Here is a 21,513-nt window from a genome sequence, read left to right on the forward strand (position 1 = left end):
TGGTTCTCATTTAGCGAGTTGCAGCATCAGGCGGATACATGGTGGGGCGGGTCTGCCTTTCCAACTTGTTTTCTTGTAGTTTTTGCAAGAGGTGAACCCAGCGTCGAGCATTCTCCTCATACATGGGAACTATGACTTCAGAAACCATGATGTCACTGACGACCAAATGAAGCCCGGTTTTCATCTGTGCTTTGGCCGCGTTGTGCTCATTGACCTGACGAACCTTTTCTTGTTCCATGTGTGCGGCAAGGCCGGTGGCGAAACTCTGATATTCCGTGTGCCCTTTCGCTGTCACGCCGATCTGTTCGATTTCATTGAGATTGAAAAGATGTTTGGCAGGTTTTTTGTCTGTCAACTCTTTGTAGGCGATGATGCTCAGTTGATGATTATCAACATCCAGGGCAATGGCTGATGCGCCGGTGTTGTGATAGTAATCGGCGTGTTTCAAGGCGGTTATCGATTCGTTATACAGTCGCTCTATGTTTTTGTTGATTGAGTTGAAATTCATCTTTTGAAATAAATAAGTGATGATGACTGGTGAAGCAATTGCAGCAATCCATCCCATAGTTTCGTTTTTTGTCATGACAAAAGTGAAAAATCCGACGGGAGCCGAGATTAAAAATACCCAGAAAAGCATGTAAGCGCCAAGCGCTCGCATCCACATGGCGATGAATTGTGCTTTGGTGAGTTTGTTCATAGTTGTCTCCTTGATGAGTTAAGGCTATCGGCCTGGTTATTGCGAATTGAGAAAAAGGTTATTCAAGCGAAAAGGGCATGAGGTTTTTGCCCAGGTAAAGCGGGTGTCCTGGCTCGCCTGTTTTGGTGAGCACCAGGCACTGAAGATTGGGGATGAGTGGCTTGATGTGCGTAGCACGGTTCTTAAATGCACCGTGGTTTCCCCAGCATGCGATAACAATCTCAGCATTCTTGGCCAATTCCACCAAATACCGGTCGTTGTGTGGGCCTACGGGGTCTTCAGCTTTTTTCATCACCTCTGGATCGGTTGCCCGGTACGCAAACAAGTTGGTCATCACGTACGCATCGAACCCCCAGCGCTTGGTGTAATCAATGCAACGGCGAATGGTTGGGTCGTCATTGGTTTCGTCCGCAGTGGATGGATTCAATCCAATGAACATCGCGTATCGCGGGGCGGTGCTCAGAAGCGTTGAGAAACTTCGCCACAAGGCATACCGATGGAGGCGGTCTTCACTGAAGATCGCACCAGAGGGCTGACAGAAGTCAAGCGGCAAGAGTTTGGGCTTCAAGGTGGGTTTCGTCTTCTAGGAAGACGCCTTTGTTGGTGATAAAAGCGCATGCGGCGTTGGCCACCGCCTGATCGGTTACTGCATCAAAGAACTCACCTCGAATAAATGGGTTGTATCGAACATGGCGGCGGTGGGGGTGATCTGGTTCGCCTAGTGGCAAAGGGTCCACGTCGTAGCGGGTTTCGATCAAATCGAGGCATTGCAGCTCGCCTTGGACGAAGGCGTGAACGTTTTTTACACCGCTTGAGAGAACCCGGGCCCGCGAGGCCTGTGATACGACAAAACTGGCTTGGTGCACATAGGCGTTGTGCGCATAGGCGATGACCTTGGACTTGTACTTGCCTTCCAAGGCGATGATGCTCAGACAACCCTTGTTGAGGTTTTTGAACACTCGAACTTTCATGAGTGGGCTCCAGTATGGGTTTCATGCTCGGATTCGATCCACTGCAGGAATGACCAGTGAAAGTGGCTCGTGAACATCAAAAGAAAAGTCAGCTCTGAAAATCCCATTTCATTTGGTCGGCCTATCAAGACAATCAACGTTGCGGCATAGGAGATAAAAACCAATCCGGCGCAGATTAATAAAGGGGGCTGGGAGTGCTGGATCATTTCTTGATGACCTTCACAGAAAACGGGTTTTCAAGCATCCGCGATTGCCCCTCAAACTCCAGGTACGCGACTTTGAGGAATCGATCGGGGCCAGGATAAAGTCGAAGCAGCATGGTGTCTGTGAAGTGTCCGTGTTCAGTGGCACCAAAAAAAGGAACGTCATAGAGCACATCAGCAAGCATCAAACTTGGATGCGAGCTTGGATAACGCTGAAGATCTACTTTTTCAATCTCGCCCGCCCAGGTGAAACCCAAGGTCACCTTCTCCGGCGAATGGGCCTGTCTGGCCGCCAGCTCTGGAGTGTGATGAAAACTTGCCCCGTCGACCAAATCAAATCCGTAAATTGTTGCAGATTGAAGAATTGAACTGACACATGGCCAAGAAGTGGTGTGAAAAATTGGTTTCACATCGTTTTCGTCACAAAACATGTTGAATTCATACCGAGAAGAGTGAACCCAGTCGAATTTCTGCATGACATGGCGCTTTGAGGGATGATCCCCGTTTGTGGCCAAGCTTTTCAATGCTTTCATCAGCATGCTGTTTACTCCGTTTCGTTACAGCGTGTATTGCTTGCGGATCAGATCTTGGACCTGTTGGCAAAGGGCGTTGTCCATCATGGCGATGTGGCACTTGCTTCGCGGCAAATCCAGTGATTTGGCAAGCCAGGTGTAGGCCTGAGTGCGGGTCCAGCCCTGTTTTTTCCAAAAGGGGTCAAACGAGCCGTGCGCCTTCATGCGCAGGCGACGCAAGGCAGAGTTGGCCAAGGTGCCCATGGGCACGGTGCCGTCGCCCACGCCGCCTTTGCCGTGCACATCGGCTGCAGGGTGGCAACCCACGTACGCATCGCAGTCCTGACAAAACCAATAGAGCTTTGGAGCGGATTTGCCATAGAGCTCTTTGTGATCAACCAGGCGCGATGGACGCTGGCAGTAATTGCATTCCAGGGACAGGCAAGTCATAGGTTTTGTTGCCTGAGCCTTGGCTTGTTTGGTGCGCAGCTGACGCACGAGCTGTTTACGCTTGGCGTTGGATCCGCGGTTTTTCTTTGGTCCCTTCACTCGGGTTTTAATGATCTCTGGCGAGCCCTGACCTGTGAGTGCAACATTGTGTTCTGTGCTGCAGGCTGATGGTTGGGCAGGATCCTGCGATAGGTGATCATCGGGAATGCTCAGCTTGGCAAGTATGCGAGGGGCGCGATACAGCGAAGGGCTGTGAAATGTCGAGTAGCTTAGGCTGTGGTGATTCACGGTAAGGCTCCTTTTAAACTGGTTGTTGATGCATTCATCTTGATACAGAACCGGTTTTGCGCAAGTCTTAAGGGCTGAGACAGTTTTGGCTTTGAACCACCCCGCACATGACTAAGTCTAGATTGAACTCAGTTGTTCATTTCTCACTGAAACGGCTCAAAAAAGGGGGTTTGGGTTACCCTGCTTTTCGCGAAGTTAAGAAACTGGGCTTTTTTTCGCTATCTGCCTGGCCAGCATCTTGTCGAACACTTCGAGCAACACAGCCTGAGCGCTTTGGGGCTTTTGGCATGAACTTGGCCCACGAAGCACAAACCGGCCGGCATGGGGTCCACAATCGATTCGAAGGGCATCATAGCCACGTACGCGCTCACCCCTAAACCTTGGGTAAAAGAGGTTGGTGTCGTCAGCCTGAATGAGAACCAAGGTACTCAGATCAGCAGAGGCATTCTGAAGGGTTAGACGCTTGGCAACCGCGCTTAATGAAGCTGGGCTCAAGGCGTAGCGGGATCGATTGCGCGCGCTCATTGTTGGAATCCCTCACAAGCGAACATTTCAAGCTGCAGCGTCTGACCAGGCTCACCATGGCCGGATTGCTCGACCTGGTGCGAATGCGGCGTGATAGGATCGACCATTGGATCGACTTTGTAATCTTCTTTGCCTTCGAATGCCTGAACCACTTGATGCTCTTCAGGGCTCATCTCGGCATAGGATTTTTTGCCGTAGTTTGGTGGAATCCACGATTTGGCTGCGCCGCAGAAAATATTGAATCGACGAAGCACATCGCGGTTTCTAAAAGTCAGGTGTAGCGTGCCCTTTTTAAAGAACGATGCAATGAAGTAATCCGACTCGATGGCGCGACTTTGACCGTTCTTCATGGCTGAGAAGATTGCATCTGAAAGTTTGGTGGTGGCAACGCGCCCGCCGTCGAAATAGGAGATGACCTTTTCGATGTCGTCAAGCCGCTCGGTTAAGCCGCAAGGCATATAGTGGCTAATCTTGCCGCTGTAATTGTCAAACAGGTTGAAATGCGGCATCACAACGCGGTGATTAATCTTGTGAGCCTTGTTCGAAGCCCAGCCATTGAAGTAGTGCACGTTGTTGGCAGTTTCCGGGTACCAGGCGTGGCGCGAAGTCAATGAATCGAAAAGATCAAGAATGGTTTTTTTCAACTCTTCAGGGTACGCCTGAGAAATCGACACCACAAAAGCTCGGATATTGCGCTCAGTGACGTCCATGTCGGAGTAAGAGAGCAATTCTTTGCGGTACCGCTTTTTGGCCGCACTGGTGAGAAACTTGGTCAGCGCTGGGTCATCCATCATGTCCATCCAAGTCTTGTGGCGCAGCTGGCGCAAAAATGCATTGGTCGAGGCCTTCACAATTTGAGTCAGGGTGCCTTGGTTGAACTCGGCCTCACTGACCCGAAGGCTTAGAAAACCTCTGACCTCGGCTGATTGCTTATAAAAGGACATGATGGTGTTAACGCCCTGCTCTCTTTGGTGGTTGTAGCGTTGGACAATTGCGCGGATCCGATCGCCATGGACCAAGTCTTGGGAGGCTTTTTCTTCGAAACCACCGGAGTACTGCCCGTCATTGGCCTTGTCGGTGGTCTGCTCAAAGATCGATTCCTCCACGCTTTGCTGCTTGTTGATGTAGATCAGGGCGATTTCAACACCGGTTTTTCGTTCAGCATCAAGGTACGCGTCCTCAATAAACTCGATTTTTGCATCCAGCTGCTCAAGCTTCTTCAACAATTCGCGGCGTGCGTTGGTGTTGGGGTTTTTGATTGTTTGGGCATTGAGCTGGCAAGAGATCTGGCCAGAAAACAGCCGGTCGATCGCATTGAGCAAGAAAAGCTCACCATTGGCAAACGGTGGATTCATCAAAAAGACATCGGGTTGATCGGGCGCGTCATAGGTCAGGAAATCCGCACCCAGTACTTTGTATTGCTTTGCGCGCAACACAGCCTGTAGGTTGGTGTCGATCTCCATGGCGGCCAAAGTGATGTCCCGGCCACGGCGATTGCTTTCATGATCAACAGCCTTTGCATACTCTCCGCTTTGAACCATCTCGTCGAATTTGTCCCAGTCAAATTCCAAAGAACGGGGAGATTCGAGACAATCAGAAAAGCTGTAAGAACGGTAAAACCGCACAGCGTCGAGCAGGTCACCTTTTCCGGCCTGGCCGTCGATGACAAAGTTAACGTCTTTCCAGTCGATGCTGAGAATCTGGCGCATGGCCAAGCGGGGAGGAGTCGGGTAAAACTGTTCGCCAAACATGTTGAGAAATCCTTTGAGCCGGTGTTGGATTTATCGTGCCCCAGAAGCGGTTTTGCGCAAGTTTTGGCCATGACGTGAACACAGGGCGAAGGCTACAAACACGGTGGCGCTCAACAACTCAGTGTGTTCTATGCTGCAAATTGAAGCTTGGGTGGTTTTGAGATGTTCACAAACTGGGTGAATCGCCAGCAACGGCGATGAAAACCAATTTTGAAGAAATGAACAGATTGGTTGGATGCGCGAGAATTGGTTCGGCGTTTGGTGGGCGAGCACGGCTTTCTCGAATTTCATCATTGAACTCATACGTTCAATACGAAGATTGTAAGTGACATCTGATTCGCTGAAATCGAGGCTTGAGAGTGGGTGATTATTGGCCCGATTTTCCAATCAAAAAACCTCTAAACCCGCATGAAATATGGCTTTTAAAGGGGTTGCGCAAATCAAAAAAGATGCTTCAATGGTTCATGTCCAGACCAATGTCGGGGCGTTTTCAAGTGAACTTTTGGAGCAATAAAATGAGCGAAATGAACACAGTAGTATCGACTGGTTTGGCAATTAGAAAGCAAGTAACGCGATTTGAGACGGTGGGCGATGAGTCCACCGAGGAGCATCAATATGTGTGTTTTCCCACCTCCATGCAAGGTGGGATGAATTTGGCAATCGCAGGATGTCGCCATGCAATCTGCAAAGTATTAAAGCGCCACGGCATTGTGCGTTTTGATGCTGAATTTACCGGAGGCGGAGACAGTGGTTATGTGGAGTCGGTGGTTGCGTACAACCGCGAGCTGGAGGAGGTGGAGATTCCAGCCATCAAGGTATTTCAGCTTAACCATGTCGGTTTATGGTCTGGATGGGCGCCGAAGGAGATTCGAGACCAGGTTCCTGAAGGCTACGATTTGTTCTACGTTTCGTGTGTGAGCTTGAAGAAAGCGATTGATGACTTGGTGTGGGACATCTCGCGGCTACACATGGGGGGAGGCTGGGAAAACAATGACGGGGGCAGTGGCGACATTCGGTTCAACGTGCTCAATAACACCTACAGTGGTGATACGGTGGTTTATTACACCGAATCCGAGCACAACGAGATCGAGGGCTAAGGCGATGAGGAATCTGAATCTGTCGCTGGCTTGTCTGCCCGGAAAGCATGTACTTGAAGCGGTCTGTATCGCCAAATCAATGCAGGCCGAGGGAAAACTTGTTGATCCACTGCACGGTTCCATCTCGCTTGAGACGGTGCAACTGGTTCCCCAGAGTTTTGGCACTCTGGGCTTGCAAACGATTGAGGCGATCCAATCGGCACTTCCTAGCGCCAGATTCAGACTCCATGCCAACGTCCCCATCGCAGGTCGTGGTTTTGAACCAGACTTGTCCAATGCGAGACAGTACGAAGGTTGGTTTAAGAGCCTGAAAGGGATCAATGATGCCATTGGATCGCCGGTTTACACGCTGCACAGCGGGTTGAAAAGCGCCACAGACCTCCAAGGGATGATAGACAACGCAAGGTGGTTGGAAGAGCTTTTGGGCTGCACAGTGGGCATTGAAGGCCAGTACCCGGACAAACACGACAGATTTTTGATGTCGTCGTGGCAAGAGTACGAAAAGGTGTTTCTCAGCGGCATGTCAATGGCGATTGATTTGTCTCACCTGAACATCGTGAGGCATCACAACGGCGGCCAAGCGCCGGTGGATTTAATCTCAGCCGTGCTGGAGAGCCCTCAATGCGTGGAGGTGCACCTCTCAGAGAACAATGGATGCGGTGATTGGCATCAAACCTGCACGAAAAAGGCGTGGTGGCATGGCCTTCTTGACCGGATCAACCCAGATGCGGTGATTTTCAGTGAGGGTAATCTGCTTCGGTCACGAGCTGAATCACACTGAACCACTTTGAGAGGCATCACCGATGTTCAGATGTCTGAAATGCTACTTTTGCGCTTTCCAAACGCAGTGGATGATTTGGTTAATGGTTTGGTTTTAGTGTCGAGGGTTTTGGGTTCCTGAACTGCTGTGCTTTCCACAGGCTCAGTATAGGCATTGACTGGTTTAGCCTGGACTGCTTCCAATTTGGAAGGAACCGGTTTACTTGGCCCGACCTTGACAGAATGGCGCTTGATTTGATCCGAAGCTGGTTTCTTAGCGATCAAGGTGGCACCGTCACTTGATTGAATCAACTTTTTGATGAGAGCGCGGGGCAATTGCCCGCGTTTTTCATAAGCGCGAAACAAGGTATTGAGCATATTCAATACAGCTTTTCGCTCTTTTGAGTAAACCCGTGAATCCATAAAAAACAATCTGCGATTGCTTTGAAGTCCTGGTCGTCTTATGAGGCGTCCGACCCCTTGCTTGAGTGTGGATGATGCATCGCCAAGAAGCTGGAGGTGCTTTGATGAAGTGAGTTTTTTCACTTCTGCGGTTATGGACTTATTGGTTCCGAAGGGCATGCGTGGGATCACCAGGTCAGTCAGGAGATTGTCCTGCTCTGGGCTGATCTCTGGCAGCGATAGATTCAGCCCGGTCCACGCCGTGCCCACAGCTATCCAGATTGGGCGCTCCCCGTGTAAATATTTGGAAATAAACTGCCCCTTCAAATCTGATACTGAGTAGCCGGTGTGAGGTTGTGACACCAGTAAGCGAGTGGTGATGGATTTTTGTTCTGAGATCAATTGCTCGTACAGGATTTTTGCTGAGTCGTAGCTTGTCATCAGAATAAGAGTGCCACCTACCGCAGAATCAACAACCCATTTGCACAGGGTAGACAACTGGGCAATCCAGCTCTTCACTTCATCGGGGGAATTGCCTGGTTGGAGAATCGTGTGTCCTGTTCCAAAATCCTTGCTAATTTCACCAGGTTTTGGGGGTAAAAAAAGCGTTACCGGATCAGTAAGCCAGGTGTCGTGAATCGACCGATACCCAATTGCCTCGTCGTTTTGTAGGCCAAGATTGTTAAGAAACCGGGCCGCTGACCATGCGCCCGAGGTATTGGGCATGTAGATGGTTGCTGACAACAACAAAGTGCGCTCAATACCCAGATGGTTAAAAAGCAGTCGAAACTCCGAGGTGTGATTGACACTACCCACGAGGATTTGGGGGTACTGACGCACGGGGGAATTGGTGAAGAACGCAGCGCTTTGGCTGGAGGCCTTTAGCATTTGTTTCAATGCATATCTGGCCACTTTAAATTTTGATGCACTTGGACTGCTGCCTGTAATTGTGACGTCGGAGATTACTGATGACAAGTCTTCGATTCTATTGGCTATGCCAATAGAATCCCCTTCAAGCGCGCGCCAGTTCAAGTGGACTGGCGATCCATTGTTGTCTATGTGTTGAGAACCCAAATCAGAGCAAATTTCGTTAATTTGCTTTTGAATTCTGTTTAATGATTTATCCGATTTGACCTGCTTGGTTGACATCAACTCCGCGAATAGCGTGGGCAGACGACGAATGGAGATTTTGGTTGTGCTGGCCTTTGAAAAGTTCTCCTCCAGCAAATGCGCCTCATCAACAAGCAGGATTTGGGGCATATCAATACGCCCCACTTCGTTAGCACGAATGTATCGAGCTACTGTTTCATTTTTTTGGTCGATGAGTTCGAGTACATCTGCCCGGGTAATTTTTCGACCCTTTGCTTTGCCAATGTTTGAATCTGAATAGATGGCCGACAGGACTCGATTTTCGCTGTCTTCTTTTCTAAGGCCTGACAATCCCGATTTCAAACGGGCAATTGTTTCAAGGTAAAGGTAGTGGTGGGTAAGCACCACGACGTCGCTCCGATTGGCCAGATCAAATTGGTCCTGGTAGCTCAACTCACCAAAATCATCAGTGTCGGCATCTGATTCAAGAGAAATATCGGTGTCTGCATACGGAAAACTGGGAACGTGATGAAGAAATGATCCCATTAACCACCGTCTACGGTCGGCGCCAAAGGGTTTGTCCGCGTACTTATCAATCCATTGAAGTGCCTGCGATGTCCATTGTGCGGAAATTGGGTCAGCCGCATTGGATTTGTTTGAGCTTTCCTGATCAATCAGCTCAATCAATTTGGCGTGGCTAACAAATTCTGCCCTGCCCGATACCAATGCGAGCAAGGTATTGCGTGAATCCGGGAACTTTGCTTTGTGCTCCTGTAGGAATTGTTGTTGAACTGACAGCGATGGAACAGCAATCCAGGTTCGCTGCCCATTCGAAGCCGCATTTGCTGCCAAGTAGAGGGCAAGAAGTGTTTTGCCCGACCCCGTGCCCAACTCAGCGAAGTAAACACTGGGTTTTATAACTTCGCTTTCCTGTTTCGCTTGACTCCTTGAGTCGTATTCCCAGCCGTTGGATAGCAAGTGTGCAAGGACTGAGTTCTGGTTTGGGTTGAGCTTAAAAGCATGGGTAAGTGCTGTTTTTGTGATGCGATCTGGCTTTGTGTGATTGCCGATCATGGTGAGCAAGGCGCTATTGACCAGTGCGCTACAGACTTGGTTTGAGCTAACACTTAGCTTTTGCGCAGCCAGCTCGATGGCTTGTCGTTCACATAGGGTCGTAGAAACCGGTAAACGTCTTGAGTGAAATTCTTCGAAGTAGTCAATCTCAAGCGCTGAAATTCTGTTTGCGCATTCAACTGAATCGGCGCAATTCAATATGTTTTTCAGTGCAACGCGACAGGCTCTGGCCAGTGCAAGGTCAGTTTCAAGACACAGTGCTTCCGATAGATAGGAAAAAACATCCGTCGAAAGATGCACAGAAAAGACTTTTTTTGTCATAGCTACTTGTCATCCTTGAAACAATGGTTATAGTGTATTGGTGACGCGATTATTTGTAAACGCTTTTGCATGGAATCGACAATGAGTAGACAATTAACCCTTATATGGGCACTGGAAAAGCATTTGACCGCAAATGAGTTTCGTAAACGTTTTAAAGCAGTCAATGGTTTAGAGCCTCCTAGCCTTCTCTTTTGGCACAATGAATCCGGTAAGACGATTGGTCAGGGTTATAGGTTGTCTCACGATCAGGAAATCAGCAAGACACAGGCATATAAACTGAAAGATGCGCGTAAGCACGGAAGTAACTGGGTTCGAGCGCGCGGACCTCGTTGCGAGGCTGACCTGGCGAACAATAGTCGGACGGAAGACGACGCCATGGCAATGATTCGGTTTTTCCACACCAAACGGTCAGTTGGGATTGGTTTTTTGGGGGCCGCAATGATTGAGTTTGCCAATTCAAATCTTCCGATCATTTTAGATTGTGCGGAGCAGGCACTCGGGCATTGCCGAGTTCGACCCTATGACGGGGAGTTGAGTTTGAGCCTGAAAGGGTTTCCCACCAGGTACGTGATCCCCACTTTGGCACTGAAAAGGCCGCACTTCGACTTCTTGGGCAAGCGCCAATACATCGAGCGAATCGTTCAGCAAGACATTGTGCGACAGGCCAAAATTTTGAACATAAATATCCCCACTGGGTTCTATATCAAAGTCACCCATTTCGATGACGGGACAGAGCATTGGGTGAGGACCGGAAAGGCCAAAGGCGGTAACAGCGGATCGACCGGCGGTGCGCTCACTGTGAAGAATGTTGAGTTTTTAACCAACCTGAAGCTACAAGGGTTCTGGTCTGCCGGATCTCTTGTGAGCAAGGGTTTTGGAAGGATCATCTTGCCGGGTGGTGCAAGGGGGTCGTTCGATGAATGATTTGACATTGGGGTTCCCTACCCCATCGACCCTTTTGAAGAAGTTCTTGGATCAGCATCCAGGTCTTGAGACTCAAGAATTTTACGAGAAAACCGTTGCAGCAGTCGAGGATACGTTCTGTGTGTGTTGCGGGGTGGGGATTAGAAAGGGCGAGCCTGGACACGAATGCTTTGTCCCTGATTCATTTGTGGATTCGGCGTTTCTTCATGCGTGCGGAGGTGATCAGAAAAGGGGCTTGTTTTGTCCTGATTGCAAGATGGCCATTGGATTGCGACAGGCCAGCATGCAGTTCTCTTATGCTCAAATCGGAGTTGATCCAGAATCTGGCAGGTACAAGGCCTTCACGGTCATTGGGATGGAGGATCTGTTAGCCGCCGTGTACAAGCCATTGAGTCCGCCCATGGTGATGACACGTAAAACGCGCAAGCGACAGCACACCATTTGGAAAGGAAAGGTGAACCTACACGATGTCAAGGCCGAGGACTTCCTGTTTTTCAATTCTGGCGACTCTACAGTAGTCATGCACCCAGCGCGCGTTTTGGGGCTGGTCGAAAAAGAGCAAGAGCTAATACAGGCAGTTCAAGAACATGTGGCTGGGTTAAAAAATGCCAAAGGTCTGAAAGAAATCTTGCCGGTGCGACTCCTCAAGGTAAATTTGGACTGTCCAAGTTTTGTGCCGGCGAATTACCGAAGCCCATACGTCGGTATCACATGTGAAAAACTTTTGGCGCGGCTTGATCGCTTTGTTCAAGTTGTTAATGAGTCCACATCGGGTGACAAAATCTTGTACGCCTACCTTCGTACCTTGGGTGTGTTCAAGAAAACCACCAATTATCGTTTGCTAGTTGATTCATTGGTGCCCCGTGAAATTGATATGGACTCTGTCATTAACGGCAAGAGCGATAGTGAAGAGAACGAGTAAGTTGACAACCGATTTTTAAAGTTTGAGGAGAATTTTATGATTATCGAAGGCGTAGTGAGAACCAAGGGCAAGATCCATGTCACCAGTGCGTTGGATGAGGCCACAAAAATCAACAGTGCTGGGCAAATCAACAGTCCAGATGCGCGTATTCCGTTGTCTCGCATCTACCGTACACCCGCATTTACCAGCAATGGACGCATTGAAATTCCGTTTATCCCCGCCAACAGCTGGGTTGGTGCACTTAGACGAGCTGTGACCTCGGCCATGGCCGAATCGTTGATTGCGCGCAACGAGCAAATCACAAGGACAACCTACCGCGGATTGAGTTGTGGAGCTGCTGATGCTAAACCTGAAGTGGGTTCGTTGCTTGTCGATGAATTCGAGAGCTATTTGAAGCATCCGTTTATTGGGCTGTTTGGTGGCGGAAAACGCCTCTATGAAAGTGGCTACAAGATTTTTGACATGATCCCAATTATGCAGGCCACGGTGGATGCTGGAATGGTACCCGCCGACTATGCCGACCAGGTGGTGTTGTTAAGCGGGGGCGACAATGTGAAGATGGCCAGTCGGGTCTCCGCAATTGACATCATCCACCGCCGTGACGACTTGTTGGAAGGTCGAGCCTCTGAGGAAATTGTTGCCAGCATCTCCGATTACGATGAATTGAAATCCGACATGTACCAAGAAGTCGCCCGGAAAACTCAGGCAGCTGCACTGCGAGCCGGGGTGAAGAAAGCTGATGATGAAAAGACCGAATCTCGTGCCTCTATGAGTCAACAAAGCGGTCGTGAATACATTTCCCCTGGGGTCCCGATGTACTTCAAGACCGTTCTGAAGAAACGTGTCACCGATGAGCAGTTTGGTGTGTTTTTGCTTGGACTCATGGAGGTGTTAAACACCAATGAATTTGGTGGTGCATCGCACTTGGGATTTGGTGAGCTGAATCTGGCAGATGCAGCCAACAATTTGACGCTGCATGAAAGTGATCGATCGGCGCCGTTGTTTGAATTGGAAATGCGCCATGGTAAGGAGTACCTTGTGTATTGCCACCCCAAGGCAATTGCATGCGTGAAGATGGCAAAGGACTGGATGGCTGGAGTTGTAAACAGCGATTTGGAAAACTTCTACGTGGCCAGCACCCCAACGCAGCCAAAAGCCAGAAAGAAGGCTGCGCAAGAAGAAAGTGCTCAAGGGGAATGACCATGGAGTTGAAGCCATTTCGAGTTGAATTCGACCTGTGCTCTCCGGTTCAGATGGATTATCTTCCGATTCATTTGGATGGTTTGATTGCCTGGGCCTTGTTGCAGGATGAGATTCAAGCATTTCTCAAGGGTGAAAGAGAGATGGCTCCGAATCCGGCAGATTGCGATTCTTATTTGTACGACAGCCTTCCTTTGAAGCGTGAAAACGGGGTTTATTGTGCGAGTGTGATTCTGCCTGGGCAGGTTGATGGGCAGAGCACACGTTACTTTACCCGCGGTTCAGATGCTGAGAGTTTGGCGACGCTGGGTATTCGTGAATCTGAGGGGAGAGGAACCTTAATCAGAAATATGAAGAATATGAGGAGGATATTTACATCGGGGGGTGCATTAAAAGCAGGCTTCGAAATTAACCAGGTTCAACACGTGCCGACCTGTGTTGGCTATGGAATAGGCGACATTGAATCGGTTCAATCGCTGTTGAAAGCCCATGTGGCAGGGTTAGGGAAAAACCGAGCCAAAGGGCACGGAAGCATCAGCGATATTCGAGTGGAGGAAGACGAGTTAGCGCACGAGCATTGGAAATTAAGGGCAATGCCATCGCAGTTCGACGGTGGCGTACCCATTATTACGCCGGTCAGGCCACCATATTGGAATAAGTCGCTTCGCCAAGTTGCGTACTTGCCCAGGGAATTATTGTAATATAATCAATGCCTTGAAAGACATCAGGTGAATGACCCTAGCCGTTGTTAGGGTGTGAAAGACAATCTATTGCATGGCCGCAGCTCCTCACGGTGAATGACCCTAGCCGTTGTTAGGGTGTGAAAGGAAAGACGGTTCGATCAACGAATTTTTTGTGGTGAATGACCCTAGCCGTTGTTAGGGTGTGGAAGAAAGCGGGTGGAGATCAATCGACTTTCGCGGGTGCATGACCCTAGCCGTTGTTAGGGTGTGGAAGTGGAAATGTAACTCGGGTCGATTCGATAACGGTGCATGACCCTAGCCGCTGTTAGGGTGTGAAAGCGCCGAAATGGAACTCGGAATAACTTTACCGGTGCATGACCCTAGCCGTTGTTAGGGTGTGAAAGTGTTAAATCAGCGAGGCGAACTCCTTCATTGATGCATGACCCTAGCCGCTGTTAGGGTGTGGAAGGGTAGATGTGGTCGAGTACATCACAACTGGGGTGCATGACCCTAACCGTTGTTAGGGTGTGGAAGATAAGTCGTCTTTTTATGGCTAAGGCCGGAGGTGCATTACCCTGGCCTTTGTTGGGGTGTGAGAAGCACAACCTGATTGATGCTTTCGAGCAAGTGGGTGTATGACCCTGGCCGTTGTTAGGGTGTGAAAGTAAAGATGGGTCGATCAATGAGTTTTTTGTGGTGAATGACCCTAGCCGTTGTTAGGGTGTGGAAGTGTTGTGCAGGACTGGCCAGAGGTGGAAAGGTGCATGACCCTAGCCGTTGTTAGGGTGTGGAAGCTGCTTTTATTCAGAAGGTGCTCAAATACGGTGCATGACCCTAGCCGTTGTTAGGGTGTGAAAGTCAGGGTTATGAATGGCTGATTTCAAACAGATGTATTACCCTGGCCTACGTTAGGGTGTGGAAGGTAATTGATCATACAAAGAGCGAACTGAGCAGTGCATGACCCTAGCCGTTGTTAGGGTGTGGAAGTCAATCGATGATCACACTGAGAACTCATTCGGTGAATGACCCTAGCCGTTGTTAGGGTGTGGAAGTGTGACGGGTAACTAAGTAGAGTTCACTGAGGTGCATGACCCTAGCCGTCGTTAGGGTGTGAAAGTCAGCCAAAACACGATTTTCAAATCTGTGAGGTGCATGACCCTAGCCGTCGTTAGGGTGTGGAAGTTAGCTGACTTGGGCCATCAGGATGCCTTCGATGAATGACCCTGGCCGTTGTTAGGGTGTGAAAGTGCCGCTGTCCGAGCGGTTTTAGCAGAGGCGGTGAATGACCCTAGCCGTTGTTAGGGTGTGAAAGCGCCGAAATGGAACTCGGAATCAATTTACCGGTGCGTGACCCTAACCGTTGTTAGGGTGTGAAAGGACTTGCTGAACAAGGGCAAATCGTATCCATGGTGCATGACCCTAGCCGCTGTTAGGGTGTGGAAGTATTGAGTTGGATAGGATCAGTGCAGAGCTTGTGTATTACCCTGACCGATGTCAGGGTGTTTTTTCAATTCAAAGGCTGTTTTGGTTTTTCAGTGATGAATTTGGCTGGTACTCCAGCCAAAAACTAATCTGCCAAACCTGACAGTCTTTTTCTTTTGGGTATCCGGATTTCCTGATTGATCGCGTCATCCCACAGGTGCGCGACAATGCAGTGAGATTCCGGCCCACCTGATTGTTCTATCTTGTGACAATTTATTCGAAACCGGCGTTTTTGATTGACGGCACACCTCTTTTCGTGTAGGCTGATTTGCATCCAAATTTCATAGAGGTGCGTCATGGCAAAAAAAGAGGTGGTGACGGATATATGGGTTCATGGGTTGTTGCAAGAAGCAAAAATCCATCTTGACCCACAAGGCAGCTCAATCCTTGAGATCGATCAAGCACTCAAAACAGCATCAAAAAGTGGATCTGGAAAAGTCGGTTTTCCTGAGTACGTTGGTGTCGTAAAAGACTTTCTTTTGGTCATCGAAAACAAAGCTGACCTATCTCGGCATGTAAAGCTCGATGCAAGCGGCGTGATTAGTCTTGATCCTGTTGATGTCAAAAACCACGCCATTAACGGCGCCGTTTTTTACGGAAAACATCTGGCCAAGAATACGTCCTACAAAAAAATTATCGCCTTCGGAATCTCTGGAGATTCAAAAAAACACCGAATCAGTCCGGTATATATTGATGAAACAGAGTATTACCGCGAATTGCCAGAAGTGGAGTCATTCATTTCGTTTTCAGCAGAGAACATTGACGAATACTATGTTCGGGAAGTTCTGAAAGAAGAAACCGATACTGAAAAAGAGTTGGCAGAGATTTTGAGGGATGCAGCAGCGCTTCATGAAGACTTGAGAAATTATGGCAACCTGAAAGACATCGATAAACCACTTATCGTTTCCGGGATATTGCTTGCATTACGTGAAGCGGAGTCAAAAAACTTCTCCATTGACGATCTGACGGGCGATGTCGTTGTAACGGATGGGCAAAAGATTTTTAATGCCATTCAAGCCAATCTGACGCGATCCCGAGTCGCGCCAGAAGTCAAAAAAGACAAAATATTGAGTCAGTTCTCGTTGTTCAAGAATTCGGTTCGACTCAACGAGGTTCATGCAACGCTTGCAAAAACGCCGTTGAAGCATTTCACAGAGTTTTTGAATTCCAAAATTTACAGAAGCATCAAGTACACAAAATCCTCCGAAGATTACCTTGGGCGCTTCTATGGGGAGTTCATGTCGTATTCTGGCGGCGATGGTCAGACGCTGGGTATTGTTCTTACCCCAAAGCACATTACCGATTTGTTTTGTGACCTGGTGGCAATCAAGCCAGATGACGTGGTTCTGGACCCCTGTACGGGCACCGCAGGCTTTCTGGTTGCGGCAATGCATCACATGCTTTCGCAAACGGAAAACGAAAACGAAAAGAAAAAAATCCGCCAGGAACGGTTGCACGGCATTGAAGACCAGGAATACATGTTCACCATTGCAACCACCAACATGATTTTGCGGGGTGACGGAAAAAGCAATCTAATCAATGGTGATTTTCTGAAAGAAAACCCGAGCAAGCTTCAGTTAAAGCAAGCTACGGTTGGCATGATGAACCCGCCGTATTCACAGGGGTCCAAAGCCAACCCTTCTTTGTATGAAATTTCGTTCACCGAACACTTATTGGATTCAATGAGCGAAGGTGGCAGAGTGATTGTGATTATTCCGCAATCTTCCGTTACCGGGAAAACGAACGAAGAAAAATCCATCAAGGCCAATATCCTCAAGAAACACACGCTTGAAGGCGTGATTACCTTGAACAAGGATACCTTCTATGGCGTAGGAACAATGCCCTGCATTGCCATCTTCACGGCAGGAGAACCCCACGCCGACGACAAGGAATGCAAGTTCATTGATTTCAGAAATGACGGCTACAAGGTCAGTCCGCATATCGGCCTCATCGAGACCGAACAAGCCAAAGACAAGAAACAGCACCTCCTGGATGTCTGGTTTGATCGGATGGATGCGGACAGCAAGTTCTGCGTCAAAACAACGGTCGAAGCTGACGACGAATGGCTACACAGTTTCTATTACTTCAACGACGAAATCCCGACTGAGGCTGAATTTGAAAAAGCTATCGGCGATTATTTGTCGTTTGAGTTCTCCATGATCATGCAAGGCCGGCGCTATCTGTTCGGAGGGGAAGACAATGCTCAGGCTTGAAGATAGAGAATGGAAAACATTTTTCATGAAAGATGTTTTTTCTAACATCCAACGAGGAAAACGCCTTAAAAAAGAAGATCAGGAAGCTGGGAGTGAACCCTATATATCTTCAACTTCACTATCCAACGGAGTGGACAACTTCATTGATAATAAAGTTGGTGTGAGGAGGTTTTCTAAATGCTTGACTATTGCGAATAGCGGTAGCGTTGGGGCTACTTTTTTTCATCCTTACGATTTTGTGGCAAGTGACCATGTAACCCATCTTGGCGACGATAAATTTAATCAATTTTCTTATCTGTTCGTTTCGACAATGCTTCGACGATTTTCAGGGAAATACAATTTCAATCGTGAGATAAACGATACACGAATTTGCCGAGAGAAAATCCTTCTTCCCGTTACCTCTTCCGGAGAACCGGACTATGCGTTCATGGAAGCATACGGAAAGCAGTTGATGACCAAGAAAATCTCAGAATACGAAACTTACGCAAGAAAGGCGCTTTGCGAGGTTGAGTACAAGGAAGCGCCGTTGTTTGCTGACAAAAAATGGAAGGATTTTTTTATCGAGGATATTTGCACTATTTGTTCTGGCATGGATATTTATGATGCGGAGCGCATTTCTGGCAATACGCCGTATATATCGTCAACGGCTAGAAACAACGGAATTGGGTACTTCGTAAGTAATAGAAACACGACGCTTGCTTCTGGGTGTATATCCGTAAATAGAAATGGCTCCGTTGGCTACTCTTTCTACCATCCTTACAACGGGCTTTTTTCAAATGACTGTAGGAAGCTGATGTTATCCGAAGGAACTCATTTCGCTGGGTTTTTTCTGGCAAATCAAATTTCTGCTCAACGAGGGAAATACAATTACGGATACAAAATGGGGACTGCGAGGTTAAAGCGTCAAAAAATCATGCTTCCTGTTGATGGAAATGGAGTCGCAGATTATGACTACATGGAGCAATACGCCAAAAACATCTACCGAAAGAAGATCGAGGAATACCTAGACTACTTGGGTGTTGTTAAAGCGACTTTGCAGGCGCAGCCTCAATGACGGTCCCAAATTTCATCAATCTCCCCTTGCTCACCGTCCTTTCGGTTGAAGAGACGGATCACGATTACCATGTGGATGCGGAATCGGCGCAAGCGCCGGTTGCCTGCATCTCCTGTCAAAGCAAGGACATTGTGGGCTTTGGAAAGCGTGCCCAGCTATACAACGACTTGCCGATCCACGGGAAGCGAGTAGGCATCACGGTGAGCCGCAGGCGGTACAAGTGCAAATCTTGCGGCGTGACGTTTTACGAGCCGCTGGCCACGATGCATGAACACCACCGCGCCACGGTTCGGCTGATTCGCTACATTGAGCATGAGTCCATGCGCCGAACTTTCGCGAGTGTTGCGGCGGATACCGGGGTGGATGAAAAAACCATTCGCAGCATCTTCAAGCGGAGTGCAGAGGAACTGGACAAAACCGTGCGTTTTGAACTGCCTCAATGGATGGGGATTGACGAAATCCACATCATCAAGAAGCCCAGGTGCGTGATTACCAATGTTGAACACAACACCGTGGTTGATATGCTGCCGAATCGGGAAAAACAGGCGCTCACGGCTTATTTGAAAAACCTTGGAACACAGAAGTCTTCGGTGCGATATGTCGCGATGGACATGTGGCGTCCCTACAAGTTGGTTGTTAAAGAGAACATTCCAAACGCCAAAATTGTGGTCGACAAGTTTCACGTTGTGCGCATGGGCAATGTGGCGCTGGAAATGCATAGGAAGTCCATCCGTCGCACACTGAACAGCCGGCAACGGGTCAAGCTCATGCGAGATCGTTTCATCCTGCTGAAGCGCCCGAATGAGATCACGACGGCGGAGCGTGACCTGATGGGGCCTTGGTTCGAAGCCTTCCCGACGTTGGGTTTGGCCTACGAACTCAAAGAGGGTTTTTTTGGGATATGGGAAAACGCAAGCTCCCGCCAGGGCGCGGAGGTGCTTTTTGATGCATGGAAGGCGAGAATCACGCCCGATGTTGAAGCGCATTTCAAGCCGATCTTGACCGCATTCGAGAATTGGCATGAGGAAATTTTTGCTTACTTCGATCACCCCATTACCAACGCCTACACAGAATCCTTGAACAGCCTGATCCGTGTAATCAACAGGAACGGACGCGGGTACAGCTTTGAGGCGCTACGGGCCAAGGTGCTTTACACCGAAGGCACACATCGGATCGTCAAGCCAGCACACCGCGTTGTATCGAAGGGGCGAAATCTGAGCAGTGGCATGAGTCTGGATGCGGGCTATGGACTTCCTCCCGATCAAGAGCCAAGTGAGAAGAATTACGGAGCCTTCATTCCTGACCTGGTTCGGATGCTGGAGAAGGAAGTCACGGACTGAGAAATCAATCCGGCCACCATCTTCAAATGAAACAGGGGCCGGCGTCAAAATCAATCAACTTTTCCGGATACCCTTTCTTTTTTCTATTTCCTCGCGCTTTGTCGGCCTGCCTCGTTTTTTTACAGGGTATTTCGTGACGGTCCTAGCGGATCGAGAATTCAATATTTTTTCCAGTCCTGGCAAGCATGTCAACAAGCGCATCGATAGTGAATTTCACGCATTTTTTATTGATTACATCCGAGACGCGAGGGCGTGACACGCCAAGAATTTCCGCCGCTTCAACCTGTTTTAGCTGATTGTCATCAATCCACTTCGCTAGTTCACCCATTAGTGATTTTTTGATCATCAATTTCTCGGAGATGATACGCTGGGTTTTTGCTTTGAGGAGGACAGACTCTTTTGGGCTGAATCCCAAGTCAGCGAATACATTGCCGCCCGCTGGTGTAACGTGGGTTGATTTGGTTTCGATTGTCATTTTGATCTCCTTTCTGCCAGAACCGCCTTGTATCTGGCTGATGCAATGTCCTTGTCTTTCTTGGATGTTGTGGAAGCCTTCTTCCTAAAACAATGGAGCACGTAGACAGCTTCTGGAAACTTTGCCACGTACATAACCCTAAACCACCCGTCGTCAAGATTGATTCGTATTTCTTTAGTTCCCGTCCCAACAATGTCGAATGGCTTCCAATCGTCGGGATCGAGTCCTGCTTGAATCAAACTCAGCTGATGGCCTGCCTCCTTGCGAGCATTCTCCGTGAAGATAGCGTCGTCCTTAATATCAGCAAGGGACGATCCCCGCCAGTCAATAGGTTTTTCAGTCATTGCAGGTGATGTTTTCAAAGGAGAGTGTATCAAATTTTATACAAAACACAAGAGGAATCAACTTAACGATTCTTCCTGAAAGGGAGAGTTGTCGTCCGATTTCGACTTCAGTCGGTTCTCTTCACGAATACTGAAGTGTTCAGGTTCTAAGAGGATTCAATTTCTGTCTATAGAAGCGAGTCAACCTACCGTTACGCGTAATCACACCCGCTTCACGAGCAAACCGAAAAATACTCCCCTCTTTTTCGATAGTCATGCGGAGAAAATCAATGGTTTTCTGTGTATCTGATTTAGCATGATGAAATGATTTTTGGTCTTTTTTGCGTTGTCTTTTTGATTTCATGATAATTGTCCGAATTGAACATGAACAGTATTTAATTGCCATCATCACCACAGTACCCACTGTTTAAGGGGTTGAGAAGCGAAATAGGATGCTTCGTTTCAACTGGATGTATGACATGGGTGTCACATGTCGGGCGATCCGATTGGGTGGCCAGGCGCGACGCAATGCCACGGCGGAACGCTATACCGATGCTGCCAGCGCGACGTAATGCCACGGCGGAACGCTATCCCGATGCTGCCAGCGCGACGCAATGCCACGGCGGAATGCTATCCCGATGCTGCCAGCGCGACGTAATGCCACGGCGGAATGCTATCCCGATGCTGCCAGCGCGACGTAATGCCACGGCGGAACGCTATACCGATGGTGACAGGCGCGACGCAATGCCACGGCGGAA

General features: G+C 48.8%; 21 protein-coding genes and 1 CRISPR repeat array. Of the genes, 9 read left to right on the forward strand and 12 right to left on the reverse strand.

The window, feature by feature from the left end; translation table 11 throughout:
- Nucleotides 1-10 precede the first annotated feature (10 nt).
- From FCS97_RS15005 to FCS97_RS15040, 8 genes are all read right to left on the reverse strand, one after another.
- Complete coding sequence (locus FCS97_RS15005; protein ID WP_138519254.1) at nucleotides 11-697, reverse strand: hypothetical protein; 687 nt, start codon at nucleotides 695-697, stop codon at nucleotides 11-13.
- A gap of 58 nt (nucleotides 698-755) precedes the next feature.
- Entirely contained in the window at nucleotides 756-1,265 is a 510-nt protein-coding gene (locus FCS97_RS15010) for a DUF1643 domain-containing protein (RefSeq protein WP_212746499.1), read from the reverse strand.
- Nucleotides 1,240-1,668 (reverse strand): hypothetical protein, encoded by a 429-nt coding sequence (locus FCS97_RS15015; protein WP_138519255.1) that lies wholly within the window; start codon nucleotides 1,666-1,668, stop codon nucleotides 1,240-1,242. The genes FCS97_RS15010 and FCS97_RS15015 overlap by 26 nt, the downstream gene beginning before the upstream one ends.
- A 202-nt stretch (nucleotides 1,669-1,870) precedes the next feature.
- Entirely contained in the window at nucleotides 1,871-2,410 is a 540-nt protein-coding gene (locus FCS97_RS15020; RefSeq protein WP_138519256.1) for a hypothetical protein, read from the reverse strand.
- Nucleotides 2,411-2,428: 18 nt separating this feature from the next.
- Nucleotides 2,429-3,121: a zinc-finger-containing protein gene (locus FCS97_RS15025; RefSeq protein WP_138519257.1), complete on the reverse strand. Its 693-nt coding sequence runs from the start codon at nucleotides 3,119-3,121 to the stop codon at nucleotides 2,429-2,431.
- 195 nt (nucleotides 3,122-3,316) lie between these two features.
- Nucleotides 3,317-3,646, reverse strand: coding sequence for a hypothetical protein (locus FCS97_RS15030; RefSeq protein ID WP_138519258.1), 330 nt, complete (start codon nucleotides 3,644-3,646; stop codon nucleotides 3,317-3,319).
- The gene (locus tag FCS97_RS15035) at nucleotides 3,643-5,397 is read right to left on the reverse strand and encodes a DUF4942 domain-containing protein (protein WP_138519259.1); all 1,755 of its coding nucleotides are present in this window, start codon (nucleotides 5,395-5,397) and stop codon (nucleotides 3,643-3,645) included. Before FCS97_RS15035 ends, FCS97_RS15030 begins: the two co-directional genes overlap by 4 nt.
- Before the next feature lie 30 nt (nucleotides 5,398-5,427).
- Complete coding sequence (locus FCS97_RS15040) at nucleotides 5,428-5,784, reverse strand: hypothetical protein (protein ID WP_138519260.1); 357 nt, start codon at nucleotides 5,782-5,784, stop codon at nucleotides 5,428-5,430.
- 128 nt (nucleotides 5,785-5,912) lie between these two features.
- On the opposite strand from FCS97_RS15040, the gene FCS97_RS15045 reads away from it, so the two are divergent.
- The gene (locus FCS97_RS15045) at nucleotides 5,913-6,494 is read left to right on the forward strand and encodes a DUF6878 family protein (RefSeq protein WP_138519261.1); all 582 of its coding nucleotides are present in this window, start codon (nucleotides 5,913-5,915) and stop codon (nucleotides 6,492-6,494) included.
- Nucleotides 6,495-6,498: 4 nt separating this feature from the next.
- Nucleotides 6,499-7,275, forward strand: coding sequence for a hypothetical protein (locus FCS97_RS15050; protein ID WP_138519262.1), 777 nt, complete (start codon nucleotides 6,499-6,501; stop codon nucleotides 7,273-7,275).
- Between the two features lie 26 nt (nucleotides 7,276-7,301).
- On the opposite strand, the gene csf4 is transcribed toward FCS97_RS15050, so the two are convergent.
- Nucleotides 7,302-10,139 (reverse strand): type IV CRISPR-associated DEAD/DEAH-box helicase Csf4, encoded by a 2,838-nt coding sequence (gene csf4, locus FCS97_RS15055; RefSeq protein WP_138519263.1) that lies wholly within the window; start codon nucleotides 10,137-10,139, stop codon nucleotides 7,302-7,304.
- Nucleotides 10,140-10,220: 81 nt separating this feature from the next.
- On the opposite strand from csf4, the gene csf5 reads away from it, so the two are divergent.
- The 7 genes from csf5 to FCS97_RS15090 all read left to right on the forward strand — a co-directional run bounded on the left by csf5 (nucleotide 10,221) and on the right by FCS97_RS15090 (nucleotide 19,957).
- The gene (gene csf5, locus FCS97_RS15060) at nucleotides 10,221-11,063 is read left to right on the forward strand and encodes a type IV CRISPR-associated endonuclease Csf5 (protein WP_138519264.1); all 843 of its coding nucleotides are present in this window, start codon (nucleotides 10,221-10,223) and stop codon (nucleotides 11,061-11,063) included.
- Nucleotides 11,056-11,985, forward strand: coding sequence for a hypothetical protein (locus FCS97_RS15065; protein WP_138519265.1), 930 nt, complete (start codon nucleotides 11,056-11,058; stop codon nucleotides 11,983-11,985). The genes csf5 and FCS97_RS15065 overlap by 8 nt, the downstream gene beginning before the upstream one ends.
- A 36-nt stretch (nucleotides 11,986-12,021) precedes the next feature.
- Nucleotides 12,022-13,185 carry a type IV CRISPR-associated protein Csf2 gene (gene csf2, locus FCS97_RS15070; RefSeq protein ID WP_138519266.1) on the forward strand — a complete coding sequence of 388 codons (1,164 nt, stop codon included), beginning with the start codon at nucleotides 12,022-12,024 and terminating at the stop codon, nucleotides 13,183-13,185.
- Between the two features lie 2 nt (nucleotides 13,186-13,187).
- The gene (gene csf3, locus FCS97_RS15075) at nucleotides 13,188-13,886 is read left to right on the forward strand and encodes a type IV CRISPR-associated protein Csf3 (protein WP_138519267.1); all 699 of its coding nucleotides are present in this window, start codon (nucleotides 13,188-13,190) and stop codon (nucleotides 13,884-13,886) included.
- Nucleotides 13,887-13,917: 31 nt separating this feature from the next.
- Nucleotides 13,918-14,403: a CRISPR direct-repeat array (repeat unit 30 nt; unit sequence ATGACCCTAGCCGTTGTTAGGGTGTGGAAG).
- A gap of 1,243 nt (nucleotides 14,404-15,646) precedes the next feature.
- Nucleotides 15,647-17,563, forward strand: a complete 1,917-nt coding sequence (locus FCS97_RS15080; protein WP_138519268.1) for an HsdM family class I SAM-dependent methyltransferase — start codon at nucleotides 15,647-15,649, stop codon at nucleotides 17,561-17,563.
- A complete protein-coding gene (locus FCS97_RS15085) occupies nucleotides 17,550-18,617 on the forward strand; it encodes a restriction endonuclease subunit S (protein WP_138519269.1) in 1,068 nt (355 codons plus the stop codon). The genes FCS97_RS15080 and FCS97_RS15085 overlap by 14 nt, the downstream gene beginning before the upstream one ends.
- Nucleotides 18,614-19,957: an ISL3 family transposase gene (locus FCS97_RS15090; protein WP_138519270.1), complete on the forward strand. Its 1,344-nt coding sequence runs from the start codon at nucleotides 18,614-18,616 to the stop codon at nucleotides 19,955-19,957. The genes FCS97_RS15085 and FCS97_RS15090 overlap by 4 nt, the downstream gene beginning before the upstream one ends.
- Before the next feature lie 142 nt (nucleotides 19,958-20,099).
- Here FCS97_RS15090 and FCS97_RS15095 read toward each other — a convergent pair whose 3' ends face one another.
- The 3 genes from FCS97_RS15095 to FCS97_RS15105 form a co-directional block, all read right to left on the reverse strand.
- Complete coding sequence (locus FCS97_RS15095) at nucleotides 20,100-20,432, reverse strand: helix-turn-helix domain-containing protein (protein WP_138519271.1); 333 nt, start codon at nucleotides 20,430-20,432, stop codon at nucleotides 20,100-20,102.
- Complete coding sequence (locus FCS97_RS15100; RefSeq protein WP_138519272.1) at nucleotides 20,429-20,776, reverse strand: type II toxin-antitoxin system RelE/ParE family toxin; 348 nt, start codon at nucleotides 20,774-20,776, stop codon at nucleotides 20,429-20,431. Before FCS97_RS15100 ends, FCS97_RS15095 begins: the two co-directional genes overlap by 4 nt.
- Nucleotides 20,777-20,915: 139 nt before the next feature.
- Entirely contained in the window at nucleotides 20,916-21,119 is a 204-nt protein-coding gene (locus FCS97_RS15105) for a hypothetical protein (protein ID WP_138519273.1), read from the reverse strand.
- Nucleotides 21,120-21,513 lie beyond the last annotated feature (394 nt).

The organism is Limnobacter alexandrii (assembly GCF_005871185.1).
GTDB classification, from domain to species: domain Bacteria; phylum Pseudomonadota; class Gammaproteobacteria; order Burkholderiales; family Burkholderiaceae_B; genus Limnobacter; species Limnobacter alexandrii.